Raw genomic sequence first — 23085 nt, 5'->3', positions numbered from 1 at the left:
CCCCCCTGAACGGGCAGCAGACTCATGGCGCCTTATCCGCTTTCCGAACAGATGACGGCTTTCGTCGAGAAAACCATCAGTTTCAACAGTACCGACAGCAGCCTCGCCGGCTTGCGCCAGGCCTACAGCGAGATGTGCCGGGCGTTCACCCCGGCCCGTCCCGCCGGGCTCTACGTGGTGGACTTTGAATTGTCCGGTGTCCCGGTGCGGTCCTATCAACCGCCGGTTTCGCCGCCGACCGGCGGTGCGCCCTGCATCCTCTATCTGCATGGCGGCGGTTGGGTCGTTGGGGACCTGGACTCCCACGACTTCATCTGTGCCGAGTTGGCATCGACACTGGGCGTGCTGGTGATTGCCGTCGACTACCGGCTGGCACCGGAGCACCCCTTTCCAGCGGCATTCGATGATTGCCTGAACGTCTGGCGCGCGTTGCGAACCGGACCCTTTCAGCTCGACCCCCAACGCACACTGGTGGCCGGCGACAGCGCCGGTGGCAATCTGGCCGCTGCACTGTGTCTGGCATTGCGTGACGTGGGGGAGCCCGTGCCGGCCGCGCAAGTGCTGATTTATCCGGGCCTCGGTGGTGATCAGGGGCTGGCTTCACGCAGCGAATGCATCGATGCCCCGTTGCTGAGCAGCAGTGATGTGGATTGCTACCACGCGCTGTATCTGCGCGGCACCCGAAACCCGGGAGCTTATGCGATGCCGTTGCTCGCCTCGGATCTTCAACGATTGCCCCCGGCCTTTATCGCCGTGGCGCAATTCGATCCGCTGCGCGATGACGGCGTGCGGTATGCCGAACGACTGATGGCTGCTGGCGTAGCGACGACGTTGTATTACGGCGAGGGCTTGGTACATGGGTGTCTCCGGGCGCGGGGACAGATTCCGGAGGTTGATGCATTGTATGAAACGCTGCTCGGTTATCTCGCCGTGAAAATTTGATCAACAGCAACCGTTTGTCAGAGCTGTCATTTGTGACAGGTGTGCCCATGTTGTTACTTGCGCTAAAAACCTCCGATAAGCAGGCACGTCCGTGCTGCGCCAAGGAGAGTCAAAATCATGTCGAACAAAAATTTAGAGCAGGATAAAGAAGCCCCCACTGTCGCCGTCGATCAGAGTCTCAATGTGGAAGGCTTTAAATTTGGAGACTTCGGCCAATCCCGCTCAAGCCCCGTAATTCTCACACCAGACAACTTCAGCATTCATCCTGTCGGCACACATGTGCTCTTAAGTGGAACCTGCCAAGAGAATGCGAAAATTGAAGTATTTAATGGGCAAGAGAAGTTCGGTGACGCGGTCGTGGTGGGTACTCGATGGTTTTGTTATCGCATTTGGGGTGTTGCTTCGCCTGGTGATGGCCTTAATGGTGACTATTGGTTCGGATGGAGAGGAAATGGCGCAGGTGCGATGCTTTTCTATGTAGAGCAAACCCTTGATGACGGCAGCCGCCAGCAAAGCGAGATGCGTTTGTTTACAGTCGGCTACCTTCAACAGTCGCCTCGTCCAGTGATCAACGCGCCTGTTCATGGCAGCGAGTTCACAGGGGGCGAAGTGGGCGTACTGGGTAGTTGTGCGGAGGGAGCGACAATTGATTTGGCCATGAATGGCGAATGGGACGTTTATGTTGCAACAGAGAGTAACGGCAGGTTTTTCCGAAAACGTTTTCCAGCTCCTGGAAGTGTAACCTTTGTGGCAAAGCAAACAGTTCCGGGCTATCTTCGATCTGCTCCAAGCGATTCTGTCACCGTTAACGTTCTCGCCCTTAACGATGAAGTCGAGACGAGTAGCCCTATCAAAGATTCAACTATTGATTCTTCTGCTAGCACCCGGAAACCACCTGCCCCTACTATTAATAGTCCGGTCGCAGGCAGTTCCTTTTTTCCGCTGCAAAGATTCTTGTTATCGGGAACTTGTGAGGAAGGAGCAGGCATCCTATTAGATAGGGGTGATAGAGTTTGGGTTGAAAGCGGGAGAGTAATTGGTAAGGCCTGGTATGCGGGGGCGTCCCCCACGGGAGTTTCGAGTCTTGGTACTTTTTCATTTAAAGTAAAGCAAATTGTGAATGGAGCGCACTCTGATTACAGCGATGAGGTCTCCGTCTTAGTGGAATTCTCCCCGCCATTGATTATTTTTCCAAAGTCCGGAGCGACACATTCTGTGGGTGATTTGTTCGTCTCCGGAGTGTGTGACAACGACGCAACCGTTGCTGTATTTAACGCTAGCACTAATCAGCTTCTGGGGTATGCAGTCGTCACGGGTAAGACCTGGGTTTTTTTCCACGAATGGAGCAAAGGTTTGCACCGTTTGGTAGTGAAACAAACCTATTGGGGATACACCTCTCGCGAAAGTGAACAGATCTCATTCACGGTGCAATAACGATTTGATTGGCCTTGGGCTCTGAAGACTAAAACCCCAACCGCCCTTTCAGCCAGTGCTGAAAGGGCGGTTTTTTGCTGATGGGCGAAGCCGTCCGGTTTTTCCAGGTACATGCTTCATCGCCCCATTCGGGTTGACGGCGCCAGCAGAATACTCGCCGGGCGGCTTTGATCAGCGGTGACCGTTGGTCGATACTGTCATTTGTGACAGATGTTTTTTGGCTCGTCTTTGGCTGAATATCTCCGGACAAGCAGGGCATCACCGGGTGCCGTGTAAGGGAGACTAATGTCATGCCGAGTACAAAAGTTGACGAGGCTGGAGCGGTGATTGGCGACGAATTTAATCCAGACCTTCGCCTTACGGACGAACCGTTAGACCCATCGCGGGCAGCGCCGGTCGTTTTAACGCCTAAACCGATGGAGGGATTTGCCGCAGGTACCCATGTTCTGGTCAGTGGTACGTGCCGGGAAAATGCGACCGTTGAGGTGTTTACCCAAGCTGGCAAATGGGGTGACGCCTTGGTTGTGGGGACTCGATGGTTTTTTTATCGAGTATGGGGGCAACCATGGTATGACCCGGAGTGGTGGGGATGGGTCGGCCGTGGGGCCGAAGGCGGGTTTGTCCATGCGGTGCAAGTCGTCAATGGCCTGCGTTCCGAACCCAGCTTGCCGCGCTTGTTTACAATAGGACGGATGCAAATATCACCAACTCCGGAAGTCGCGTGGCCGAAGGATGGAAGCGAGGTTCCCGTACTGCCGACTAATACTATTAATGATAGAGGGTATGTCCTGGTAAATTGCGACGCGGGCGCTAATGTTGAGCTTCTCGCTGAAGGTGTTTTGCCACTGGGCATTGGTGGTCAGGAGAGGAACGGTATGTGTATAGTGGGGCGCGTTGTTCGCCCGGGACAAACTTTCACCTACCAATACAGGCAGACGTCTCCTGGCCTGTTGCCATCCGATTTCAGCCTGCCGGTTACCCTCAGCTATGTAGCCGCAAGTCCAGAGAAGTCGACCGTTGAATCCAATGCTTGTGCCGACAAAGCATCGGCTAATGTCCAAAAGCCCAATGCACCCTCAATAAGTACGCCTGTTAATGGCGACTCCAGACTTTTAGTGCGATTTTTTCGTATCGAGGGGGCGTGCGAGGAAGGAGCGCTCGTGCAATACGAAATTAATGGTGTTTACCGATACACGGCTTTGGTGGTTGGCACCACCTGGCACGCTAATAGCTTAGGGGTATTCGGTTCTGAAACAATCCGTGCACGGCAACGTGTGAATGACTCCGAGTTTTCTGAATGGAGCGAACCGGTCACAGTATCAGTATTCCCGATCCCGCCTTTGTTATTGTCCCCTCTAAGCGGGACCTCACACCCTGTGTCAGTGCCTTTGTACCTATCGGGAGTCTGCGATCGTGGCGCCATGGTGCAAATATTTACAGAAGACGGCAGTTTTATCAGCGATGCGATGGTAAAAGACACGACATGGGTTTATCACCAAACATGGTCCAGAGGGGTGCATCGCGTAAAAGCGCGACAACATTTCCAAGGGTACACCACCGGTTTTGGCGAGGTAATCGAGTTCGCGGTGCTGGATTAGTTTGAGTTGAGCATAGGGCGCACCGCCAGAACAGAAACCGTCCTTTCAGCCAGCGCTGAAAGGGCGGTTTTTTGCTGATGGGCGAAGCCGTCCGGTTTTTCCAGGTACATGCTTCATCGCCCCATTCGGGTTTATGATGCCCAACGGCAGAATAATAGAAGTCCCCCCAGGGATGACCCAGACCCCTTACGGAGCGCGCAATGCAGACTTTGTACCCGCAGATCAAACCCTACGCCCGGCATGATCTGGCTGTCGATGAAACCCATACGCTGTACGTCGACGAAAGCGGTTCACCGGAAGGATTGCCGGTCGTGTTCATCCATGGCGGCCCCGGCGCCGGGTGCGACGCCCAGAGTCGCTGCTACTTCGATCCAAATCTGTATCGCATTGTTACCTTCGACCAGCGCGGTTGCGGCCGTTCCACGCCCCACGCCAGCCTGGAAAACAACACCACCTGGGATCTGGTCGCCGACCTTGAGCGGATCCGCAAACACCTGGGCATCGAAAAATGGGTGCTGTTTGGCGGTTCCTGGGGGTCGACCCTGGCGCTGGCCTACGCGCAAACCCATCCGGAACGCGTGCACGGTCTGATCCTGCGCGGGATTTTTCTCTGCCGCCCGCAGGAAATCGAGTGGTTCTACCAGGCCGGTGCCAGCCGTCTGTTCCCGGATTACTGGCAGGACTACATCGCGCCGATCCCGCTGGACGAGCGCGACGACTTGCTCACGGCTTTTCACAAGCGCCTGACCGGCAACGATCAAATCGCCCAGATGCATGCGGCCAAGGCCTGGTCCACCTGGGAAGGCCGGACCGCGACCCTGCGTCCGAACCCGCAGGTGGTCGATCGTTTCTCCGAGCCTCAGCGCGCGCTGTCGATCGCCCGTATCGAGTGCCACTACTTCACCAACAACGCCTTCCTCGAGCCGAACCAGTTGATTCGCGACATGGGCAAAATCGCTCACTTGCCGGGGGTGATCGTCCACGGTCGTTATGACGTGATCTGCCCGCTGGACAACGCCTGGGAACTGCACCAGGCCTGGCCGAACAGCGAGCTGCAAATTATCCGTGACGCCGGTCATGCCGCCGCTGAACCGGGGATTACCGATGCCTTGGTGCGTGCCGCTGATCAGATGGCCCGGCGCTTGCTCGACCTGACACCTGAAGAAGCATGAAGGGCCTGCTGCAGCGCGTGCGTGGGGCGCGGGTCGAGGTAGCGGGCGAGGTGGTTGGCGCAGTCGACCAGGGTTTATTGGTGCTGGTCGCCGTCGAGCCCGAGGACACTCGGGCCAGCGCCGACAAACTTCTCAATAAGCTGCTTAACTATCGAGTGTTCAGTGACGCCGAGGGCAAGATGAACCTGTCCCTGGCGGACGTGGGTGGCGGGTTGCTGCTGGTCTCGCAGTTCACCCTGGCCGCCGACACCAAGAGCGGGTTGCGCCCGAGTTTTTCGACCGCGGCCCCTCCGGCGCTGGGCGAGGAGCTTTTCGACTATCTATTAGGCAAAGCGAAACAGGTGCATGGCACTGTGGCATCAGGTAGATTCGGCGCGGATATGCAGGTGCACCTGGTCAATGATGGCCCGGTAACCTTCCTGTTACAGACGTAAAAGCGCTTGAAACACCTTTTTGCGCGGTTTTCGACTGAAAACAGGGGTGTTTCCCGATAAATACTTTGTTACCCCTGATGCGTTGTAACGCGGCCTACTAGATAATCGCGCGCTACGGGGATCAGCGTTCGTTGGTCCATTTTGACTTAGGTAGAGACTTGTCCTGAACCGTTTGGGGAATCATTTAGCCCCATCGGAGTCGGAACAATGCTCGCCAACTTGGCAAGAGTGGTTTGTATGGCCGGTTTTTTCGTATCGGAAACCGTACAGACCCTTTAACTGGCCGTTGGTTTTTTGATCTGTTTTCGGCGAGGGTTGCTCGTGATTGTTAGTCCCTGTAACGCACCAAAATTGTCTGCCAAACGGTTACGTAGCGCTCTGGTAGCGGGCTCTGCTCTGCTCACCCTGTTCAGCGCCGGCCAGCTTTGGGCCTTCAATCTGGATGATGTATCGGCCAAGGCAAAAGAACTGGCCGGGCAAAAATACGAAGCGCCGCGCAGTAACCTGCCGAACGAATTCCGCGAGATGAAATTCGCGGACTATCAGAAAATTCGTTTTCTGACGGAAAAAGCCGAATGGGCGGACCAGAAAACCCCGTTCAAGCTGTCGTTCTATCACCAGGGCATGCATTTTGATACGCCGGTGAAAATCAACGAAATCACGGCGAACAACGTCGAAGAGATCAAATACGACCCAAGTCGTTTCGACTTCGGCGACTTGAAATTCGATCCAAAAGCCACTGAGCAGCTGGGTTACGCCGGTTTCCGTGTGCTGTACCCGATCAACAAGGCTGACAAGCAAGACGAAATCATGACCATGCTCGGCGCGAGTTACTTCCGCGTTGTCGGCAAAGGCCACGTCTATGGTTTGTCCGCTCGCGGCATGGCGATCGATACCGCCTTGCCATCCGGTGAGGAATTCCCGCGTTTTCGCGAATTCTGGATTCAACAGCCCAAGCCGGGCGACAAGCACCTGGTGATCTTCGCGTTGCTGGATTCGCCACGGGCGACCGGCGCCTATCGCCTGATCCTTCGTCCAGGCAGCGACACCATTGTCGACGTCAAGGCGCAGATGTTCCTGCGTGACAAAGTTTCCAAGCTCGGCATTGCACCGCTGACCAGCATGTACCTGTTCGGTGCCAACCAGCCATCGAAAGTGCTGAACTACCGTCGCGAACTGCATGATTCCAGCGGTCTGTCGATCCGCGCCGGTAACGGCGAGTGGATCTGGCGTCCGCTGAACAACCCGAAACACCTGGCCGTGAGCAACTTCTCCGTCGAGAATCCGCGCGGTTTCGGTCTGCTGCAACGTGGTCGTGACTTCAGCCACTATGAAGACCTCGACGACCGCTACGACAAGCGCCCAAGCGCCTGGATCGAACCGAAAGGCGATTGGGGCAAGGGCTCCGTCGATCTGGTAGAGATTCCGACCGCCGACGAAACCAACGACAATATCGTGGCTTTCTGGAGCCCGGAAAAACTGCCGGAACCTGGCCAGCCGCTCGATGTCGCTTATCGTATGCACTGGACCATGGATGAAGCCTCGATCCACGCTCCGGACAGCGCTTGGGTCAAGCAGACCCTGCGTTCCACCGGCGATGTCAAACAGTCCAACCTGATTCGTCAGCCGGACGGTAGCGTCGCCTATCTGGTGGACTTCGAAGGCCCATCCCTGGCGGCACTGCCAGAGAATGCGGACGTTCGCAGCCAGGTGAGCGTGGGCGACAACGCCGAGCTCGTGGAAAACAGCGTGCGCTACAACCCCGAGACCAAGGGCTGGCGCCTGACCCTGCGCATGAAGATCAAGGACCCGAGCAAGTCCACCGAGATGCGTGCGGCGCTGGTTCAGAACGTCACGCCTGCCGACCTGGCCAAGACTTCGATTCCGGCCTCCAGTTCTTCCGTGGCCAAGGCCGACAAGGTCGCCGCCAAGCAACAGGAGAAAACGGACAAGGAAGCCAAGCAGGCCGAGGCTACTCAGGGTGACGCCAAGCCGGTTGCAGATGCCAAGGACAAGGCCAATAAAGACGCCAAGCAGCCTGTCGCTGCCGACGCGGCCCCAGCCACACCGGAATCGGCATCGACTGAAGAAGTCCTGACCGAGACCTGGAGCTATCAGTTGCCTGCCGATGAGTAATTCACACGTACAGCCAGAGACTCTGTCCGAGTACCTGGCGCACCTGCCGATGACCGACCAGCAGCGCGCGGAACTCGCGGGCTGCCAGTCCTTCAGCGAACTGCACGAACGTCTGTCGTCCCAGACGTTCGACGCCCCGACCGATGCCGCCCAGGCGTCGGTCGGCAAGCGCCTGACCCTGAGTACCGCCGAAGAGCTGCAAGACGCCGAAATGCTGGTGCTCGACGCCAACGGTCGGGTCTGCCTCAAGGCGACCCCGCCGATCCGTCGGACCAAAGTCGTGCCGGAACCGTGGCGCACCAATATCCTGGTGCGTGGCTGGCGCCGCCTGACCGGTCGTACCAACCCGCCCAAGCCGCCGAAGGACGAACGTGTCCTGCCGGCTGCGCGCTGGCGCACCGTCGGTTCGATTCGTCGCTACATTCTGTTGCTGCTGATGCTCGGCCAGACCATCGTCGCCGGCTGGTACATGAAAGGCATCATGCCGTACCAGGGCTGGTCGTTCGTCGACCTCAACGAAGTGTTGCATCAACCGCTGCTGCAAACCGCCACGCAAGTGCTGCCGTATGCATTGCAGACCAGCATCCTGATCCTGTTCGGCATCCTGTTCTGCTGGGTATCGGCCGGTTTCTGGACGGCACTGATGGGCTTCCTGGAGTTGCTCACCGGTCACGACAAGTACCGCATTTCCGGCGCCAGTGCCGGCAACGAGCCGATTCCGAAAGACGCGCGCACCGCCCTGGTGATGCCGATCTGTAACGAAGACGTGCCCCGGGTATTCGCCGGTCTGCGCGCGACCTTCGAGTCGGTCGCGGCCACGGGTGATCTGGACCGCTTCGACTTCTTCGTCCTCAGCGACAGTAACGACGCCGATATCTGCGTCGCCGAGCAACAGGCCTGGCTGGACGTCTGCCGCGAGGCAGGGGGCTTCGGCAAGATTTTCTATCGCCGCCGCCGCCGTCGCGTCAAGCGCAAGAGCGGTAACCTCGACGACTTCTGCCGCCGTTGGGGCGGTGACTACAAGTACATGGTCGTGCTCGACGCCGACTCGGTGATGAGCGGTGAGTGCCTGACCAGTCTGGTGCGCTTGATGGAAGCCACGCCGGACGCCGGGATCATCCAGACCGCGCCTCGTGCGTCGGGCATGGACACCCTGTATGCGCGCATGCAGCAGTTCGCCACCCGCGTGTACGGTCCGCTGTTCACTGCCGGCCTGCACTTCTGGCAGTTGGGCGAATCCCACTACTGGGGCCACAACGCAATCATCCGCATGAAGCCGTTTATCGACCACTGCGCCCTGGCGCCGTTGCCCGGTAAAGGCGCGTTTTCCGGTGCGATTCTGTCCCACGACTTCGTCGAAGCCGCGTTGATGCGCCGTGCCGGATGGGGCGTGTGGATTGCCTACGACTTGCCTGGCAGTTACGAAGAGCTGCCGCCGAACCTGCTGGACGAACTCAAGCGTGACCGTCGCTGGTGCCACGGTAACCTGATGAACTTCCGACTGTTTCTGGTCAAGGGCATGCACCCGGTGCACCGTGCGGTGTTCCTCACGGGTGTGATGTCTTACCTGTCGGCGCCGTTGTGGTTCTTCTTCCTCGTGCTGTCGACGGCGCTGCTGGCGGTCAACACGCTGATGGAGCCGCAGTACTTCCTCGAACCGCGCCAGCTTTATCCGCTATGGCCTCAATGGCACCCGGACAAGGCCATTGCGTTGTTCTCGACCACCATCGTGCTGCTGTTCCTGCCGAAGCTGTTGAGCATCATCCTGATCTGGGCCAAGGGCGCGAAAGAGTTCGGTGGCAAGTTCAAGGTGACCCTGTCCATGTTGCTGGAGATGCTGTTCTCCATGCTGCTGGCACCGGTGCGGATGATTTTCCACACCCGTTTCGTCCTTGCCGCGTTCCTCGGCTGGGCCGCGACCTGGAACTCGCCGCAACGTGACGACGACTCCACGCCGTGGAGCGAGGCGGTAAAACGCCATGGTCCGCAAACCTTGCTCGGCTTCTTCTGGGCTTTGCTGGTGATCTGGCTGAACCCGAGCTTCCTCTGGTGGCTGGTGCCGATCGTCGGTTCGTTGATGCTGTCCATCCCGGTATCGGTGATTTCCAGCCGTGTCGGCCTGGGCCTCAAGTCCCGTGACGAGAGCCTGTTCCTGATCCCTGAGGAATACAATCCGCCGCAGGCGTTGCTGGCCACCGACCAGTACACCCACGAAAACCGCTGGCATGCACTGAATGACGGCTTTGTCCGTTCGGTGGTCGACCCGCAGCAGAACGCCCTGGCGTGCTCGCTGGCGACCTCCCGTCACCGTCAGGCGGAACCGATCGAGTGGCTGCGCGTCGAGCGGGTACGGCATGCGATGAAGGTCGGGCCTGACGGGCTGACCAATAATGAACGTGTGCAACTGTTGAGCGATCCGGTGGCATTGGCTCGCCTGCATGAGCAGGTCTGGAGCGAAGGTCACCAGGAGTGGCTGGGCGCATGGCGCAAGTCGGTGAAGGCCGACCCTCATGCACCGCTGCTTCCGCTCAAGCCAGTGAGCATTCAGCCGCAGTTGGCCTGATGAAAAAACCGCTTCTCCAGACTGTGTGAAAACCTAGCAATCTGCGCGGTGCTCAAAGAAAATGCTCCGTATCGAAAGATACGGAGCATTTTTCGTTATGGCCTACATCCAGGGAGAGCCCCGCAGCCAGACCAGCCTGTTCCCGGTCTCGCTGGAGGAGTTGATACCTGAGGATCACCTCGTCCGGGTTATTGACCTGTACGTCGCCAAGCTGGATCTGGTGCAATTGGGCTTTGACAAAGCGCTGCCCAAAGGCACCGGTCGCCCGTCCTATGACCCCGCCGATCAGCTAAAACTCTACCTCTACGGCTATTTTCAGCGGATCCGCTCATCGCGGCGGCTTGAAGCCGAATGCCAGCGCAACATCGAAGTGATGTGGCTGATCAACCGACTCAAACCCGACTTCAAGACCATCGCCGACTTTCGTAAAAACAACAAACTCGCCTTTGTGGCGACGTGTCGCGCCTTCGTTCAGTTTTGCCGCATGGCAGGCCTGATCGCAGGTGACTTGATGGCCATCGATGGCAGTAAGTTTCAGGCGGTCGCTTCCTCGCGGCGCCACATGAACCTCAAACAACTCAAGCATCAGGAAGAGAAGCTGGACAAGCGCATAGTCCAATATCTGGCGGAACTGGATGAGGCCGACAAGGCCGAGGCGGGAGAGGTGATTGATCGCGGCGCGATCAAAACAGCACTGGCGCAGCTTGAAGTTCGGCAGCAGGACAATCACAGCTGCCAAGCGTTGATGAGCTCGATGGGCCTGGAGCAGTTCAACACCCATGAAAGCGATGCCCGAATGATGCGTACGCCCAAAGGGCCACGGGTGGCCTACAACGTACAAACCGCCGTGGACGCCGCACATTGCCTGATTCTGCACCATGACGTAACTCAGGACGGCGATGACCGAAAACAACTGGAGCCAATGGCCAAGGCTGCCAAAGAACATCTGGAACAAGATGCCTTGAGCGTGACGGCCGATGCCGGCTACTCCAACGGCCAGCAGTTTCAGGCCTGCGAGGAGGCTGCAATTACGGTCTATGTGCCACCTAATCGCTCAGTCAACCCAGGCGGCGAGGAACTCTTTGAGCGCAAAGACTTTACCTACGAAGCCGAACATGATCGTTATCAGTGCCCGGCGGGCAAGTGGCTGACGCTCAAGCAGCGCAACAAGGGTGAGCGGATCTATCAGGCAGATGTCAGCGACTGCGGCGCCTGCCCGCTCAAATCCCGATGCACTGGCGCTCAACGCCGCTATGTCTCACGCCATGCCCATGAGGAAGCCTTTGAGCGAATGGAGCAGCGAATGCTCGCGTATCCGCAAATGATGGCCACTCGACGATCCATCATTGAGCACCCTTTCGGCAATCTCAAGCAATGGCTGTTTGGGAATGGTCGCTTCCTGCTGCGCCAGTTGGAGGGAGCAAAAGCGGAGATGGCCTTGGCGGTGAACGCTTACAACCTCAAGCGAGCGATTAGCGTACTCGGAGCCCGCCAATTGATGGCGCTAATGGGTTGAAAAGCCTCTGTTCGACTGTTGCCCGCACAAAAAAACGCCCCGAACAAGTTGGGGCGTTTGGTGGGCTGGCCTTCAGTGCGTTTTCACACAGTCTGGAAAAGCGGGTTTTTTTATGATCGTGCGCAAGCGGTGGGAACGATCAGCGTCAGCCGGAGCGCTACCTGTGCTTGAGCTTCAGCGACCCCGTTATCGTCTGAAGACTGGTGACTGCGACGGCATCAATTTCATTTCTGCGCAATCTCAATGGCCTGGAGGCGTTCGATTCGGGCTCGGTGCGTTTTGACGGTTTGCAATTGGCTGACCCGAAACCGATGTGAATATGGGCTTCGCCCCGGAAGTGGCGGATCGGGTGATGTTTTTGATCACGGCAAATGGCTGGAAGACGCCTCGTCAGCGGAGTTCTTCGATGCACAGAAGGATCTGCGGGCGCAGGCGTTTTTGCGGCAGGTTTTGTAAGCAGGCTGAATTGGGGTGTCCCCGAGCAAAGGTTCGATTTGCTCGGGGAGCTGGTTTAAGACGTTGTGAATTCGGAGATCAGCGGCAGTGACTCACCCGTAGCGTTGATTGCCGTTATGCTTATACCGTACCGAGTGTTTCGATACGCCAATATGTTCAGAGTTGATTCGACTGTTGTGTAATAAAAGACGCCTCCGCCCGGGCCAGTCACGACAACTTTATATTCGCTGACATCTGCCCCGTTCGCGGGCGCATCCCAGGAGAGAATGTGTCTCAATTGAACATAGTTATAACTGAAGTTACGGGGCGCGTCGGGTGCAACAGGCTCAATTGTGATCGATTCAGTTATAGAACAGGCGCCGTATGTATTAATGGCCCACATTTCAACCGTGTAGCTTTCGTTTAGTGGCAGCTCTTGAAATACATAAGTAGTCTCAGAGCTTGCAACGAGAATAGGCGGCTCCTCGTTTAGCGAAATTGCATAATTTTTAAGATTCGTGCTGGTCGACGGAGTCCAGGAGAGGGAAGTGCCTGAATGAGTGCGAGAGGTGATAGTCAAATTGGTCACTGGTTCTGGACGGATTCCGGAAAAATAAAAAGCGTAAGGAGTACCTCTGTCAAACTCTCCAGCATTTATCATGCGGCATCTATGTGATATGTATTGGCCTTCACTAACCTGGTAGCTAAAAGACGGCCCTTCTCCCGAAATTGGATAGTAATCTTGGCCCGTATCATCGGCATTGTATGAGAGGTCAGGGAAAAAAATGGCGTGTTCAGTTACGCTCCACACGACCTTGATTTCATATTTTTCCGTTACCTCGTCGTACCCAACTATGTAGTGTGTCGGGTTTGATAGGACGGGATTTGGGTAAAGTGTGCTGGTTGTGTATTCAGAATAAAATCCATTATTATCTTTTGCGCGTATTTTAACTTCGTTCTGCCGGTCTAGGTTGATGTCGACATAAGTTACGGAAGCATAAGGGCTGTCTCTATATGGGATGATATCTTTGAGAGTTTCGTTTAGATATAGTTCGTAGCTTTCTATTCCCGCTGCGTCGAATGAGTGCTCCCAGCTTATGATGCAGGAATAGTTCGCAAACCTGGTAACCGAAATTTCTCCCGGTATGGTTGGCGGTATATTGTCTTGAACAAGATCAAATGCCGGAGAAAAGTCCGAGTGATTATCCATGTTGTCGATGGCTTTAACTTTGAAGGTGTAATCCTTCAGGACAAAATTTTGGTGCTCGTAAGTGGTCTTATTAGTTGTCGCGAAATGCTCGCCATTACGATAGATGTGATATTCACGCACGCCCATTTCATCAAACGACGGATTCCATTTGAACTGTAGAGTATTCTGAAATTGTCCGTCGACAACTGTCTCGTTTTTTGCAATGACATTAAAGTTGGAGGGGGGGGTCGGCTTCGTATTGTCCCTTGCTCTTCTCCTGTTCAGGGCGATGCAGTTGTCGGTAACGGAAATCTTTGTATCTGACCTTTCAATGAAGTCGACCAGGAGTATTTTGGCATTTAGCCGACCCTCTTTGAATGCTTCTGTCCGAATAGGGTGATTTTTATTCAAGTGCACGGGGCCGCCGGCGCCGTAAACGGATGCGTCCAGTACCCAATAAGGATTTGTTGGTGGTGAAGCCATTGAGTTGATAACGAGTGATTCTATGTTTTCGGGCGTGGCATTATTTTCCCATTGGCGGTGAAAGGATCCCCATATCTGCTCTCTTTGGATCCATTCACTTTTCCAGTTGCCATTCGGGTTGTTATGGGGAAAGTGAAGAATAATGCTGCGCCCACGGTGTCGATCGCGGATAGTGTAAATGTTGATGTTGCTGGCTGATGGTGGAATCAAAAGCCCCTTGATTGGCGTAAAGTACGGTAAGCAGCGTTCAAGGCTGCTATGAGCGTAATTTGTACCTCGGTCATATTTGTGGAAGTCAAGAATCACAATTTCGCCAGGGTTGGCGGTCACGAAGTTTTTTACATCACGCACTAAATGTTCCAGGCGTCTTCCTGCAGAAATGCCGTGTTTGAATTCGAATATTTCAATGAATTTATAGGTTGGAAACTTATTGCCGATGGTTTTTTTATAACTACTGTCGTAGAGGCGCAAATCAAAATAGCGTGCCCCAGCGGCGAGTTGCTGCGGGAAGGTGTTATCCTGATTGGCAGCCCATTCTTTTCCAATAGGGACCATCCCGGCTCTGTCGGCGCCAGAGTTGTGTGAGCCAGGAATTGCCAATTGGTGTAGCTTGAGCAATGCAATCGCTGAAAGCATATCAGTCATCCAGCGGCTGTAGTTAGTGTAGGGGACGATGTCGTCAGGCGTTGGTGTTTCTGAGGTTTCAGAGGTGTCGATCAGGTCATTGCTCATGATTGTGCTCCTGAAAAATGGGCAGGAGCTAAATAGTGCGCTGTTTAAAAAATTTACATAACTATCAGAACTGATAGTGGTACGGACATAGCTAATGTATTGGTGTTAAAGCTTAAGTTATTAATTTCTCAATGCTTTTGTTCGGGGCTGGAAGTCGCAAATCGGCCGGGATGTGAGATACCGGCCTTTTTTCATCTGCGGGGGCTTCGTGCTCACCTCAAACCCTGAACCGCCCCACCAGCATCTGCAGATGTGTCCCCAACCGCGCCAGCTCAACACTGGACGCCGCCGTCTCCTCGCTGGCCGCCGAGGTCTGATCCGATACATCCCGCACATTCAGCACGCTACGGTTGATCTCTTCCGCCACGGCGCTTTGCTGCTCGGCAGCGGCGGCGATCTGCTGGTTCATCGCCTGGATCGCCGACACGGTGCGGGTGATGCTTTCCAGTGAGCCGCCGGCGCGGCGGGTCAGTTCGACGCTGCTGTCGGTCAGGGTGCGGCTGTTGTCCATGATGGTCGACACTTGCTGGGTGCCGTTTTGCAGGCCGACGATCAGCTCTTCGATCTCTTCGGTGGACTTCTGGGTGCGCTGCGCCAGGCTGCGGACTTCGTCGGCGACCACGGCAAAACCCCGTCCGGCCTCACCCGCGCGCGCCGCTTCGATCGCTGCGTTGAGCGCCAGCAGGTTGGTTTGCTGGGCCACGGATTTGATTACATCGAGGACGCTGCCGATTTTGTCGCTTTCACGCTTGAGCTCGCCCATGGCTTCGGTGGAGTGACCCACTTCCAGGGCCAGGCGCTCGATCTGCGCGATCGCTTCACCCACTACCTTGTCGCCTTCACGGGCCTGCTGATCGGCGGCGACGGCGGCCTCGGAGGCTTCTTCGGCGTTGCGCGCGACTTCCTGCACCGTGGCGGTCATTTCGTTCATGGCGGTCGCCACCTGATCGGTCTCGACCTTCTGGCTGTTGACCCCGGCGCTGGTCTGCTCGGTGACGGCGGACAGCTCTTCGGCGGCGCTGGCGATTTGCGTGACGCCATCACTGATGCCGCCGATCAGTTCGCGCAGGCCTTGGGTCATGCTCTGCATGGCGCGTTGCAGTTGGCCGAGTTCATCCTGGCGCGGGGACTTCAGGTCGTGGGTCAAGTCGCCGCCGGCCACACGTTGGGCCACGAGCAGGGTCTGGTTCAGAGGAATGATGATCTGCCGGGTAATCGCCCAGGCGGCCAGCAGGCCGAAGGCCATGGCCAAGACGGTGGCGAGGGCCAGCATGTTCTTGGCATGGGCGACGTCGGTGTCACGGACAACGGTTTGCGAGGCGGTGAGTTTTTTACTGACGTCCAGCAGGATCTCGCCTTGGGCGGCCATGCGCTCGAGGGCTTTGGCGCTGGCGACCTGGGAATCGCGGAACTGGCTGACGGCGGCACGGTAAGCCTTCAGTGAGTCGGTCGCCTGCTTCAGGTTGGCGATGTGTTCCTCGGGCAGTTTGGCCGGCAGGCTTTCGAGGTTTTTCAGGGCGTTGTCGATGGCGTCCAGGGCTGGCTGCTCGGCCTCGCTCTTGGCGCTGTAGGTGTAGCCGCGCACCTGGAAACGGGCCTGCTGGATCAATTTGCTCAGGTCGATGACGCTGTTGAAGGCGGTCACGCTGTCGCCTTGCAGCATGGATTTTTCCACTTCGGCGACATGGGCCACGGCGTTGTCGGCGGTGGCACCGAGTTTGCTGCGGGCGTCTTCACGCTGAGCGCCGGCCTGGGTCATATCACTGAACGCGCGACGGTACTCGGCGACAGCGGCCAGTTGTTGATCGACCAGTGCCACGTCAGCGGGTTGCTCGATCAGGCTACGGGCGGTTTTCAGGTCGCTTTCGAGTTTGCTCAATTGCTCGTTGACGGCACCAGGGCCTTGTTCGCCGCGACGCATTTCGTAATCCAGGCGTGCTATGCGCAGGTCTTTGGTCACCCCGTTGATATCGGAAATGAAGCCCAGCTTATCGCCACGACTGGTCACGTTGCCCAGACCGCTCCAGCCCGTGAAGGTGATCAGCAGGGTCAGCAATAACACCAGACCAAAACCGATTCCGAGTTTGCGTTTGACGCTGACGTTTCCCAGCTTATCGGCTAGCCATTGGTACATGCTGCAACTCCCCGGACCACACATTGGTTTTATGGGGGATGTATCGGCAGGCGAGTGCGATTCTGTAGGTGCGCCCGATGTGTGGGGGGATGATGAACTGTAGGAGCGAGCAAGCTCCCTCCTACAGGGGCGGGATCTAGAAGAGGCGGGCCAAAAGGGCGGTGACGGCGGTTTCGACCCGCAGGATGCGCTCGCCCAGTTGCACTGGCTGCAACCCGGCCTTGCCCAGCAGGTCGATCTCGTAAGGAATCCAGCCACCCTCCGGACCAATGGCCAGGGTCACCGGTTCGCTCAGGGCGCGAGGGCAGGGCGGATATTGGCCGGGATGGCCTACCAGGCCGAGGGTGCCTTCGACGATGGCCGGCAGGCGATCTTCGACGAACGGCTTGAAGCGCTTCTCGATCACCACTTCCGGCAGCACGCTGTCCCGGGCCTGTTCGAGGCCGAGGATCAACTGCTCGCGAATCGCTTCAGGCTCCAGGAACGGGGTCTGCCAGAAGCTCTTCTCGACGCGATAGCTGTTGACCAGCACGATCCGTGGCACACCCATGGCCGCCACGGTCTGGAACACCCTGCGCAGCATTTTGGGCCGTGGCAGGGCCAGTACCAGGGTCAATGGCAGCTTGGCGGGGGGAGGCTGGTCGAGGTTGACGCGCAATTCCGCTTCAGTGGCGTCCAGGCGCAGCACCTCGGCGGAACCCATCAGCCCGTCTAGACGTCCGACACGCATGCTGTCACCGACTTCACAGCGGTGAACGTCCTGCATGTGGGTCAACCGGCGATCACGCAGGATCACCCGGTCGGCCGCAATGAAGTCGGCCGATTCGAGGAGCAGCAGGTTCACGCTTGGGTCGCTGGCGGCTGGTCGTTGTGATCGTCAGCCGGTTGGTCGTCCGAATGTTCGCTGCGCTTGCTGACCAGGCTGCCAAACAGGATGCCGATCTCGAACAGCAGCCACATCGGTACGGCCAGCAGGGTCTGCGAGAAGATGTCCGGTGGCGTCAGGATCATGCCGACCACGAAGCAGCCGATGATCACGTAGGGGCGGATTTTCTTCAGGTATTTGACGTCGACCACGCCGATCCACACCAGCAGCACCACGGCCACCGGAATCTCGAACGCCACGCCGAACGCGAAGAACAGCGTCATGACGAAGTCGAGGTAGCTGGTGATGTCGGTCATCATTTCCACGCCGGCCGGAGTAGCGGAGGCGAAGAATTTGAAGATCAGCGGGAACACCAGGTAATAGGCGAACGCCATGCCGGTGTAAAACAGCATGATGCTGGAGATCAGCAAGGGTACTGCAATGCGCTTTTCATGCTTGTACAGGCCTGGTGCGATGAAGCCCCAGATCTGGTGCAGGATCACCGGGATCGCCAGGAACAGCGACACCATCATCGTCAGCTTCAGTGGCGTCAGGAACGGTGACGACACGTCGGTGGCGATCATCGTCGCGCCGGCTGGCAAGTAGGCGCGCAGCGGTGTCGAGACGAAGGTGTAGATCTGCTGGGTGAAGGCGAATAACCCGGCGAAGATGATGAAAATCGCCGCTACGCAGCGCAGCAGGCGGGTACGCAACTCGGTGAGGTGCGAAACCAGCGGCATGTGCTGGTCGTTTTCAGGAAGATCGCTCATGGGGCTCGCGGCGGCAGTGTTGGGTCATGAGGAGCCGGCGCGACAGGCGCGGCGGCTGGAGCAACAGGTTCAACCGCAGGTGCCGCCACAACGGGCGCCGCTTCGGTTGTCGCGACAACGGTAGCCGGCGCAGCCGCAGGCGTTGGAGTTGGCGTCGGTGCGGCGGGCGTGTGAGTCGACTGCTCACCCACGTGCTCCACCGGCGTCGGCTCCTGCTGGGTCGGCGTGAAGATCTTCCGTGCCTCCTGCTCAAGCGACAGGATGTGCTCGTTGTGCAGTTGCCGACGGATCTCGTCGGCACCGATTTCACGTTCAACTTCCTGTTTGATCGCGTTGAAGCTGCGCTTCAGACGCCCGACCCACAGGCCGGCGGTGCGCGCAGCGCCCGGCAGACGCTCGGGGCCCAGTACCAGCAGGGCGACGAGGCCGACGAGCAGCAGTTCAGAGAAGCTGATACCAAACATTAGTCTGTGCTCACGAGTCTTTGCGGATCGGCTCTTCGACTTTTTGCGCCTGCACATCGATGGTGTGCGGCTGGTTCACAGAGGCCTGTGGCTGAACGGGCGGAACCGGTTGGGCCGGAGTCGCGCTCGGGTCGGCCGGCTTTTCGTCATCGTTCATGGCTTTGCGGAAGCCCTTGATCGATTCGCCAACGTCCGTGCCGAGGTTCTTCAGTTTCTTGGTGCCGAATACGAGTACCACGACAACCAGGATGACGATCCAGTGTTTCCAGTCAAAAATGCCCATGCTGCTGCTCCTCTCTAATAGTTATTCAGGCGGACGGGCGCGAGGCTTTCTCGGCGTGTCCGGACAGACCGAAGCGACGGTCCAGTTCATCGAGTACAGCCTGTGGATGCTGCCCTAGTTGGGCGAGCATGACCATGCTGTGGAACCACAAATCGGCGGTTTCGTAGATCACATCGCTGCAGTCGCCGCTGACGGCAGCGTCCTTGGCGGCAATGATGGTTTCGACCGACTCTTCGCCGACTTTTTCCAGAATCTTGTTCAAGCCCTTGTGATACAGGCTGGCGACATACGAGCTATCGGCGGCGGCGCCTTTGCGCTCTTCCAGTACGGCAGCCAGACGGGTCAGAGTGTCACTCATGTTTGTGTCCTGAGGAATAGATGGCATTGGGATCTTTCAGGACCGGGTCGACGGTTCTCCAGTCGCCGTTCTCGAAGACGCGATAGAAGCAGCTCTGGCGGCCGGTATGGCAGGCGATGTCGCCGATCTGTTCGACCATCAGGATGATCACGTCGGCGTCGCAGTCCAGGCGCATCTCGTGCAGGGTCTGCACGTGGCCGGACTCTTCGCCCTTGCGCCACAGCTTGCCACGGGAGCGCGACCAGTAAATGGCGCGGTTTTCGGCAGCGGTCAGCTCCAGTGCCTCACGGTTCATCCAGGCCATCATCAGGACACGCCCGGTCTTGTGATCCTGGGCAATTGCCGGCACCAGGCCATCGGCGTCCCACTTGATCTCGTCCAGCCAGTTTTTCATCTTCGACTCCGACAGCGGGCCCGACACTTCATTAGTCGAACCCAAGCGTTCAAACAGTGTGCCAGTCGTTCACGCAACTGGCTATCGGCGAACGACCAGATACAAGCCCACGGCCATCATGATGCCTGCCGGCCAATACGCCAACTGGTTCAACGGCCCGCCGGCGGCGAGAAGGGCGCCACCGGCCAGATGCGCGGTACCGAGCAGGCGCAGGAACCAGTCGTCGCGAGCTCGATGCCACGGCGGTGGCGGGTCATTGGCGTGGGGCTGGGACATGCGTTCGAGCAGGTCGCGGGCCATGTTGGCCAGGTGCGGGATCTGCTCGAACTGGCTTTGTACATTGCCGAGCAAGGCCTTGGGACTGACCCGCTCGCGCATCCAGCGTTCCAGGAACGGCTGGGCGGTGTTCCACAGATCAAGCTCCGGGTACAACTGACGGCCCAGGCCTTCGATGTTCAGCAGGGTTTTTTGCAGCAGTACGAGTTGCGGCTGCACTTCCATGTTGAAGCGCCGCGCGGTCTGGAACAGGCGCATCAGCACCTGGCCGAAGGAAATATCTTTTAACGGTTTTTCGAAAATCGGCTCGCACACGGTACGGATCGCCGCTTCGAACTCGTTGAGCTTGGTTTCCGCCGGCACCCAGCCCGAATCGATGTGCAGTTGCGCCACGCGACGGTAATCACGCTTGAAGAATGCGAACAGGTTGCGGGCCAGGTAATCCTGGTCTTCCGGAGTCAGGCTGCCGACGATGCCGCAGTCGATCGCGATGTACTGCGGGCTCCACGGATTCACCGTGCTGACGAAGATGTTGCCGGGGTGCATGTCGGCGTGGAAGAAGCTGTCGCGGAACACTTGGGTGAAGAAAATTTCCACGCCCCGCTCGGCCAGCATTTTCATGTCGGTGCGCTGGTCGGCCAGGGTCGCCAGATCGGTAACCTGGATGCCGTAGATGCGCTCCATCACCAACACTTTCGGGCGGCACCAGTCCCAATAGACTTGCGGCACGTACAACAGCGGCGAACCTTCAAAGTTGCGCTTCAACTGACTGGCGTTGGCGGCTTCACGCAGCAGGTCGAGTTCGTCATAGATGGTTTTTTCATAGTCGCTGACCACGTCCACCGGGTGCAGCAGGCGCGCATCGGCCGACACTTTTTCGGCGGCGCGGGCGAGGATGAACAGCCACGCCAAGTCCTGGGCGATCACCGGTTTCAGGCCTGGACGAATCACCTTGACCACGACTTCTTCGCCGGTTTTCAGTTGTGCGGCGTGCACCTGCGCCACCGAGGCCGAGGCCAGGGGTTCGACGTCGAAACGGCTGAAGACTTCGCTGATTTTCTTGCCCAACTGCTCTTCGATCAGCTTGACCGACAGCTGTGAATCGAACGGCGGGACGCGGTCCTGCAGCTTCATCAGCTCATCGGCGATGTCTTCGGGCAGCAAGTCACGGCGGGTGGACAAAATCTGGCCGAACTTGATGAAAATCGGCCCCAGGTCCTGCAACGCCAGGCGCAGTCGCGCGCCTCGGCTCAGGTCCAGTGTCTTGCGCGGGAACCAGCGCCATGGCAGGGCGTAGCGCAGCACCAGCAGGAACCAGGGCAGCGGCAGGGCGAACAGCAGGTCATCGAGGCGGTAGCGGATCACGACGCGCTGGATGCGCAACAAACGGCGGACGGCAAGCAGCTTCATGCGTTATCGCTTGGGTCGAGGGATCGGGAAAGGCGCTCGAAACGCGCCTCGAGACGTTCCAGATCAAGCTTGATCTGGTCCAGTTCACTGAATCGGGCTTCGGCTTCGCGCTGACCGACGAGGGTGCGCGATTCTTCGGCCAGGTATTCGCCCAGGTTCTGGCCCAGGCTGGCGAACCCTTGCTGATACCAGCGGGCGCGGCTGCGCAGATGACCACCGACCAGTTGCGTCGCGACAGGGCCGAGCCAGCGCGAGAGTTCGTACTCCCAGTCCAGCTCCAGGTCCTGAAGGATGGCCGCCAGCTCCAGCAGTACGCCGCTGTCACCCTCGAGCTCGACTTCAGGCCCATGCAGGACCGACGTCTTGTCCTTGCTCATCGCCAGTTTCAACAGGCTTGAAGCCGGGGCCCGCAAGGTGCAGTCGGCACCGGTTTCCCACTGGGAAGCCAGCATCAGGCCTTCATCGCTGGGCAGGATGAACAATTGCAATGCCGGGCTGCGGCAATCGACGGCAATTACCCTGCCGCTTAAATGCGCCAGCCGCGGCAGCGCCGTGCTGTCGAGGCGCAGCACCCGGTTCAGTCCGAGTTCAACGCTGGCGAGCAGGCCGGCGAGCAGCATCAGGGCTTGATGCCGCGGTGCAGGGCGACGATGCCTGCGGTCATGTTGTGATAGGTCACGCGGTCGAAACCGGCCTCGACCATCATCGACTTCAGGGTTTCCTGATTCGGGTGCATGCGGATCGATTCGGCCAGGTAGCGATAGCTTTCCGAATCGTTGGTGATCAGCTTGCCCATCAACGGCATGAAAGCGAACGAGTAGGCATCGTAGGCTTTGGACATCAGCGCGTTGGTCGGCTTGGAGAACTCCAGCACCAGCAGGCGGCCGCCTGGCTTGAGTACGCGCAGCATCGAGCGCAGGGCGTCTTCCTTGTGGGTGACGTTGCGCAGGCCGAAGGCGATGGTCACGCAGTCGAAGTGGTTGTCCGGGAACGGCAGTTTTTCCGCATCGGCCTGGACGAATTCGACGTTACCGGCCACACCCAGGTCCAGCAGGCGGTCACGACCGACCTTGAGCATGGATTCGTTGATGTCGGCCAATACGACCTGGCCGGTCGGGCCTACCAGGTGCGAGAACTTGCGGGTCAGGTCGCCGGTGCCGCCGGCGATGTCCAGCACGCGATTGCCTGTGCGTACACCCGACAGCTCGATCGCAAAACGCTTCCACAGACGGTGCATGCCGCCCGACAGGAGGTCGTTCATCAAGTCGTACTTGGCGGCTACCGAGTGGAAAACCTCAGCGACTTTTTCCGCTTTCTGGCTTTCCGGAACGTTTTTGAAGCCGAAGTGAGTGGTGGGTTCGGCATCGCTGCCTTTGCGCTGATCAGTCATATCGCTGTCACCAAAATAGAATGCGCGACATTCTAATCCCCAAGGGATGCTTTGTCTTGGCAAGGCTGAAGGTAAGATGGATCACCTTCGGGACGTTTTGCCGCATC

General features: G+C 57.9%; 19 protein-coding genes and 2 pseudogenes. 9 read left to right on the top strand and 12 right to left on the bottom strand.

Annotation, left to right across the window (positions count from 1 at the left end):
* Positions 1–24 precede the first annotated feature (24 nt).
* From ACVWYU_RS06995 to ACVWYU_RS06955, 9 genes and pseudogenes are all read left to right on the top strand, one after another.
* Positions 25–942, top strand: a complete 918-nt coding sequence (locus tag ACVWYU_RS06995) for an alpha/beta hydrolase (protein ID WP_457372306.1) — start codon at positions 25–27, stop codon at positions 940–942.
* A gap of 117 nt (positions 943–1059) precedes the next feature.
* Entirely contained in the window at positions 1060–2376 is a 1317-nt protein-coding gene (locus ACVWYU_RS06990; RefSeq protein ID WP_457372305.1) for a hypothetical protein, read from the top strand.
* Between the two features lie 290 nt (positions 2377–2666).
* On the top strand, positions 2667–3974 hold the full coding sequence (locus tag ACVWYU_RS06985; RefSeq protein WP_457372304.1) for a hypothetical protein: 1308 nt from the start codon (positions 2667–2669) through the stop codon (positions 3972–3974).
* A 200-nt stretch (positions 3975–4174) separates the two neighbouring features.
* A complete protein-coding gene (gene pip / locus ACVWYU_RS06980; RefSeq protein ID WP_090328150.1) occupies positions 4175–5146 on the top strand; it encodes a prolyl aminopeptidase in 972 nt (323 codons plus the stop codon).
* Positions 5143–5580: a D-aminoacyl-tRNA deacylase gene (gene dtd, locus ACVWYU_RS06975; RefSeq protein WP_034148582.1), complete on the top strand. Its 438-nt coding sequence runs from the start codon at positions 5143–5145 to the stop codon at positions 5578–5580. The genes pip and dtd overlap by 4 nt, the downstream gene beginning before the upstream one ends.
* Positions 5581–5901: 321 nt before the next feature.
* Positions 5902–7716 carry a glucan biosynthesis protein gene (locus ACVWYU_RS06970; protein ID WP_457372303.1) on the top strand — a complete coding sequence of 605 codons (1815 nt, stop codon included), beginning with the start codon at positions 5902–5904 and terminating at the stop codon, positions 7714–7716.
* Positions 7709–10279, top strand: coding sequence for a glucans biosynthesis glucosyltransferase MdoH (gene mdoH / locus ACVWYU_RS06965; RefSeq protein WP_457372302.1), 2571 nt, complete (start codon positions 7709–7711; stop codon positions 10277–10279). Before ACVWYU_RS06970 ends, mdoH begins: the two co-directional genes overlap by 8 nt.
* Positions 10280–10376: 97 nt before the next feature.
* Positions 10377–11795 (top strand): IS1182 family transposase, encoded by a 1419-nt coding sequence (locus ACVWYU_RS06960; protein WP_457372301.1) that lies wholly within the window; start codon positions 10377–10379, stop codon positions 11793–11795.
* Between the two features lie 319 nt (positions 11796–12114).
* Positions 12115–12251, top strand: a pseudogene (locus ACVWYU_RS06955) (peptide ABC transporter ATP-binding protein); the annotation flags it as partial.
* A gap of 55 nt (positions 12252–12306) precedes the next feature.
* On the opposite strand, the gene ACVWYU_RS06950 reads toward ACVWYU_RS06955, so the two are convergent.
* From ACVWYU_RS06950 to ubiE, 12 genes and pseudogenes are all read right to left on the bottom strand, one after another.
* Entirely contained in the window at positions 12307–14634 is a 2328-nt protein-coding gene (locus tag ACVWYU_RS06950; RefSeq protein WP_457372300.1) for a fibronectin type III domain-containing protein, read from the bottom strand.
* Between the two features lie 217 nt (positions 14635–14851).
* A complete protein-coding gene (locus tag ACVWYU_RS06945; RefSeq protein ID WP_457372397.1) occupies positions 14852–15565 on the bottom strand; it encodes a methyl-accepting chemotaxis protein in 714 nt (237 codons plus the stop codon).
* 141 nt (positions 15566–15706) lie between these two features.
* Positions 15707–16768, bottom strand: a pseudogene (locus ACVWYU_RS06940) (methyl-accepting chemotaxis protein); the annotation flags it as partial.
* A 136-nt stretch (positions 16769–16904) separates the two neighbouring features.
* Complete coding sequence (locus tag ACVWYU_RS06935; RefSeq protein ID WP_247257816.1) at positions 16905–17612, bottom strand: 16S rRNA (uracil(1498)-N(3))-methyltransferase; 708 nt, start codon at positions 17610–17612, stop codon at positions 16905–16907.
* A complete protein-coding gene (gene tatC, locus ACVWYU_RS06930; protein WP_457372299.1) occupies positions 17609–18403 on the bottom strand; it encodes a twin-arginine translocase subunit TatC in 795 nt (264 codons plus the stop codon). The genes ACVWYU_RS06935 and tatC overlap by 4 nt, the downstream gene beginning before the upstream one ends.
* On the bottom strand, positions 18400–18867 hold the full coding sequence (tatB, locus tag ACVWYU_RS06925; RefSeq protein WP_457372298.1) for a Sec-independent protein translocase protein TatB: 468 nt from the start codon (positions 18865–18867) through the stop codon (positions 18400–18402). The genes tatC and tatB overlap by 4 nt, the downstream gene beginning before the upstream one ends.
* A gap of 10 nt (positions 18868–18877) precedes the next feature.
* Positions 18878–19150, bottom strand: coding sequence for a twin-arginine translocase TatA/TatE family subunit (locus ACVWYU_RS06920; protein WP_090328167.1), 273 nt, complete (start codon positions 19148–19150; stop codon positions 18878–18880).
* Positions 19151–19175: 25 nt separating this feature from the next.
* A complete protein-coding gene (locus tag ACVWYU_RS06915) occupies positions 19176–19508 on the bottom strand; it encodes a phosphoribosyl-ATP diphosphatase (RefSeq protein ID WP_090328169.1) in 333 nt (110 codons plus the stop codon).
* Positions 19501–19902, bottom strand: coding sequence for a phosphoribosyl-AMP cyclohydrolase (hisI, locus tag ACVWYU_RS06910; RefSeq protein WP_247257819.1), 402 nt, complete (start codon positions 19900–19902; stop codon positions 19501–19503). The genes ACVWYU_RS06915 and hisI overlap by 8 nt, the downstream gene beginning before the upstream one ends.
* An 81-nt stretch (positions 19903–19983) precedes the next feature.
* Positions 19984–21588 carry a ubiquinone biosynthesis regulatory protein kinase UbiB gene (gene ubiB / locus ACVWYU_RS06905; protein WP_090328174.1) on the bottom strand — a complete coding sequence of 535 codons (1605 nt, stop codon included), beginning with the start codon at positions 21586–21588 and terminating at the stop codon, positions 19984–19986.
* A complete protein-coding gene (locus tag ACVWYU_RS06900; RefSeq protein WP_090328177.1) occupies positions 21585–22208 on the bottom strand; it encodes a ubiquinone biosynthesis accessory factor UbiJ in 624 nt (207 codons plus the stop codon). Before ACVWYU_RS06900 ends, ubiB begins: the two co-directional genes overlap by 4 nt.
* On the bottom strand, positions 22208–22978 hold the full coding sequence (ubiE, locus tag ACVWYU_RS06895) for a bifunctional demethylmenaquinone methyltransferase/2-methoxy-6-polyprenyl-1,4-benzoquinol methylase UbiE (protein ID WP_007989286.1): 771 nt from the start codon (positions 22976–22978) through the stop codon (positions 22208–22210). Before ubiE ends, ACVWYU_RS06900 begins: the two co-directional genes overlap by 1 nt.
* Between the last annotated feature and the right edge of the window lie 107 nt (positions 22979–23085).

It is taken from the genome of Pseudomonas sp. TE12234 (assembly GCF_054061835.1).
The sequence above is the reverse complement of the archived record's forward strand: the minus strand, read 5'-3'. Positions and strand labels throughout refer to the sequence as shown.

Coding starts and splice junctions, on each gene's coding strand:
- ACVWYU_RS06995 (WP_457372306.1), top strand. CDS start 25: ATGGCGCCTTATCCGCTTTCCGAACAGATGACGGCTTTCGTCGAGAAA.
- ACVWYU_RS06990 (WP_457372305.1), top strand. CDS start 1,060: ATGTCGAACAAAAATTTAGAGCAGGATAAAGAAGCCCCCACTGTCGCC.
- ACVWYU_RS06985 (WP_457372304.1), top strand. CDS start 2,667: ATGCCGAGTACAAAAGTTGACGAGGCTGGAGCGGTGATTGGCGACGAA.
- pip (WP_090328150.1), top strand. CDS start 4,175: ATGCAGACTTTGTACCCGCAGATCAAACCCTACGCCCGGCATGATCTG.
- dtd (WP_034148582.1), top strand. CDS start 5,143: ATGAAGGGCCTGCTGCAGCGCGTGCGTGGGGCGCGGGTCGAGGTAGCG.
- mdoH (WP_457372302.1), top strand. CDS start 7,709: ATGAGTAATTCACACGTACAGCCAGAGACTCTGTCCGAGTACCTGGCG.
- ACVWYU_RS06960 (WP_457372301.1), top strand. CDS start 10,377: ATGGCCTACATCCAGGGAGAGCCCCGCAGCCAGACCAGCCTGTTCCCG.
- ACVWYU_RS06950 (WP_457372300.1), bottom strand. CDS start 14,634: ATGAGCAATGACCTGATCGACACCTCTGAAACCTCAGAAACACCAACG.
- ACVWYU_RS06945 (WP_457372397.1), bottom strand. CDS start 15,565: ATGAACGAAATGACCGCCACGGTGCAGGAAGTCGCGCGCAACGCCGAA.
- tatC (WP_457372299.1), bottom strand. CDS start 18,403: ATGAGCGATCTTCCTGAAAACGACCAGCACATGCCGCTGGTTTCGCAC.
- tatB (WP_457372298.1), bottom strand. CDS start 18,867: ATGTTTGGTATCAGCTTCTCTGAACTGCTGCTCGTCGGCCTCGTCGCC.
- ACVWYU_RS06920 (WP_090328167.1), bottom strand. CDS start 19,150: ATGGGCATTTTTGACTGGAAACACTGGATCGTCATCCTGGTTGTCGTG.
- ACVWYU_RS06915 (WP_090328169.1), bottom strand. CDS start 19,508: ATGAGTGACACTCTGACCCGTCTGGCTGCCGTACTGGAAGAGCGCAAA.
- hisI (WP_247257819.1), bottom strand. CDS start 19,902: ATGAAAAACTGGCTGGACGAGATCAAGTGGGACGCCGATGGCCTGGTG.
- ubiB (WP_090328174.1), bottom strand. CDS start 21,588: ATGAAGCTGCTTGCCGTCCGCCGTTTGTTGCGCATCCAGCGCGTCGTG.
- ACVWYU_RS06900 (WP_090328177.1), bottom strand. CDS start 22,208: ATGCTGCTCGCCGGCCTGCTCGCCAGCGTTGAACTCGGACTGAACCGG.
- ubiE (WP_007989286.1), bottom strand. CDS start 22,978: ATGACTGATCAGCGCAAAGGCAGCGATGCCGAACCCACCACTCACTTC.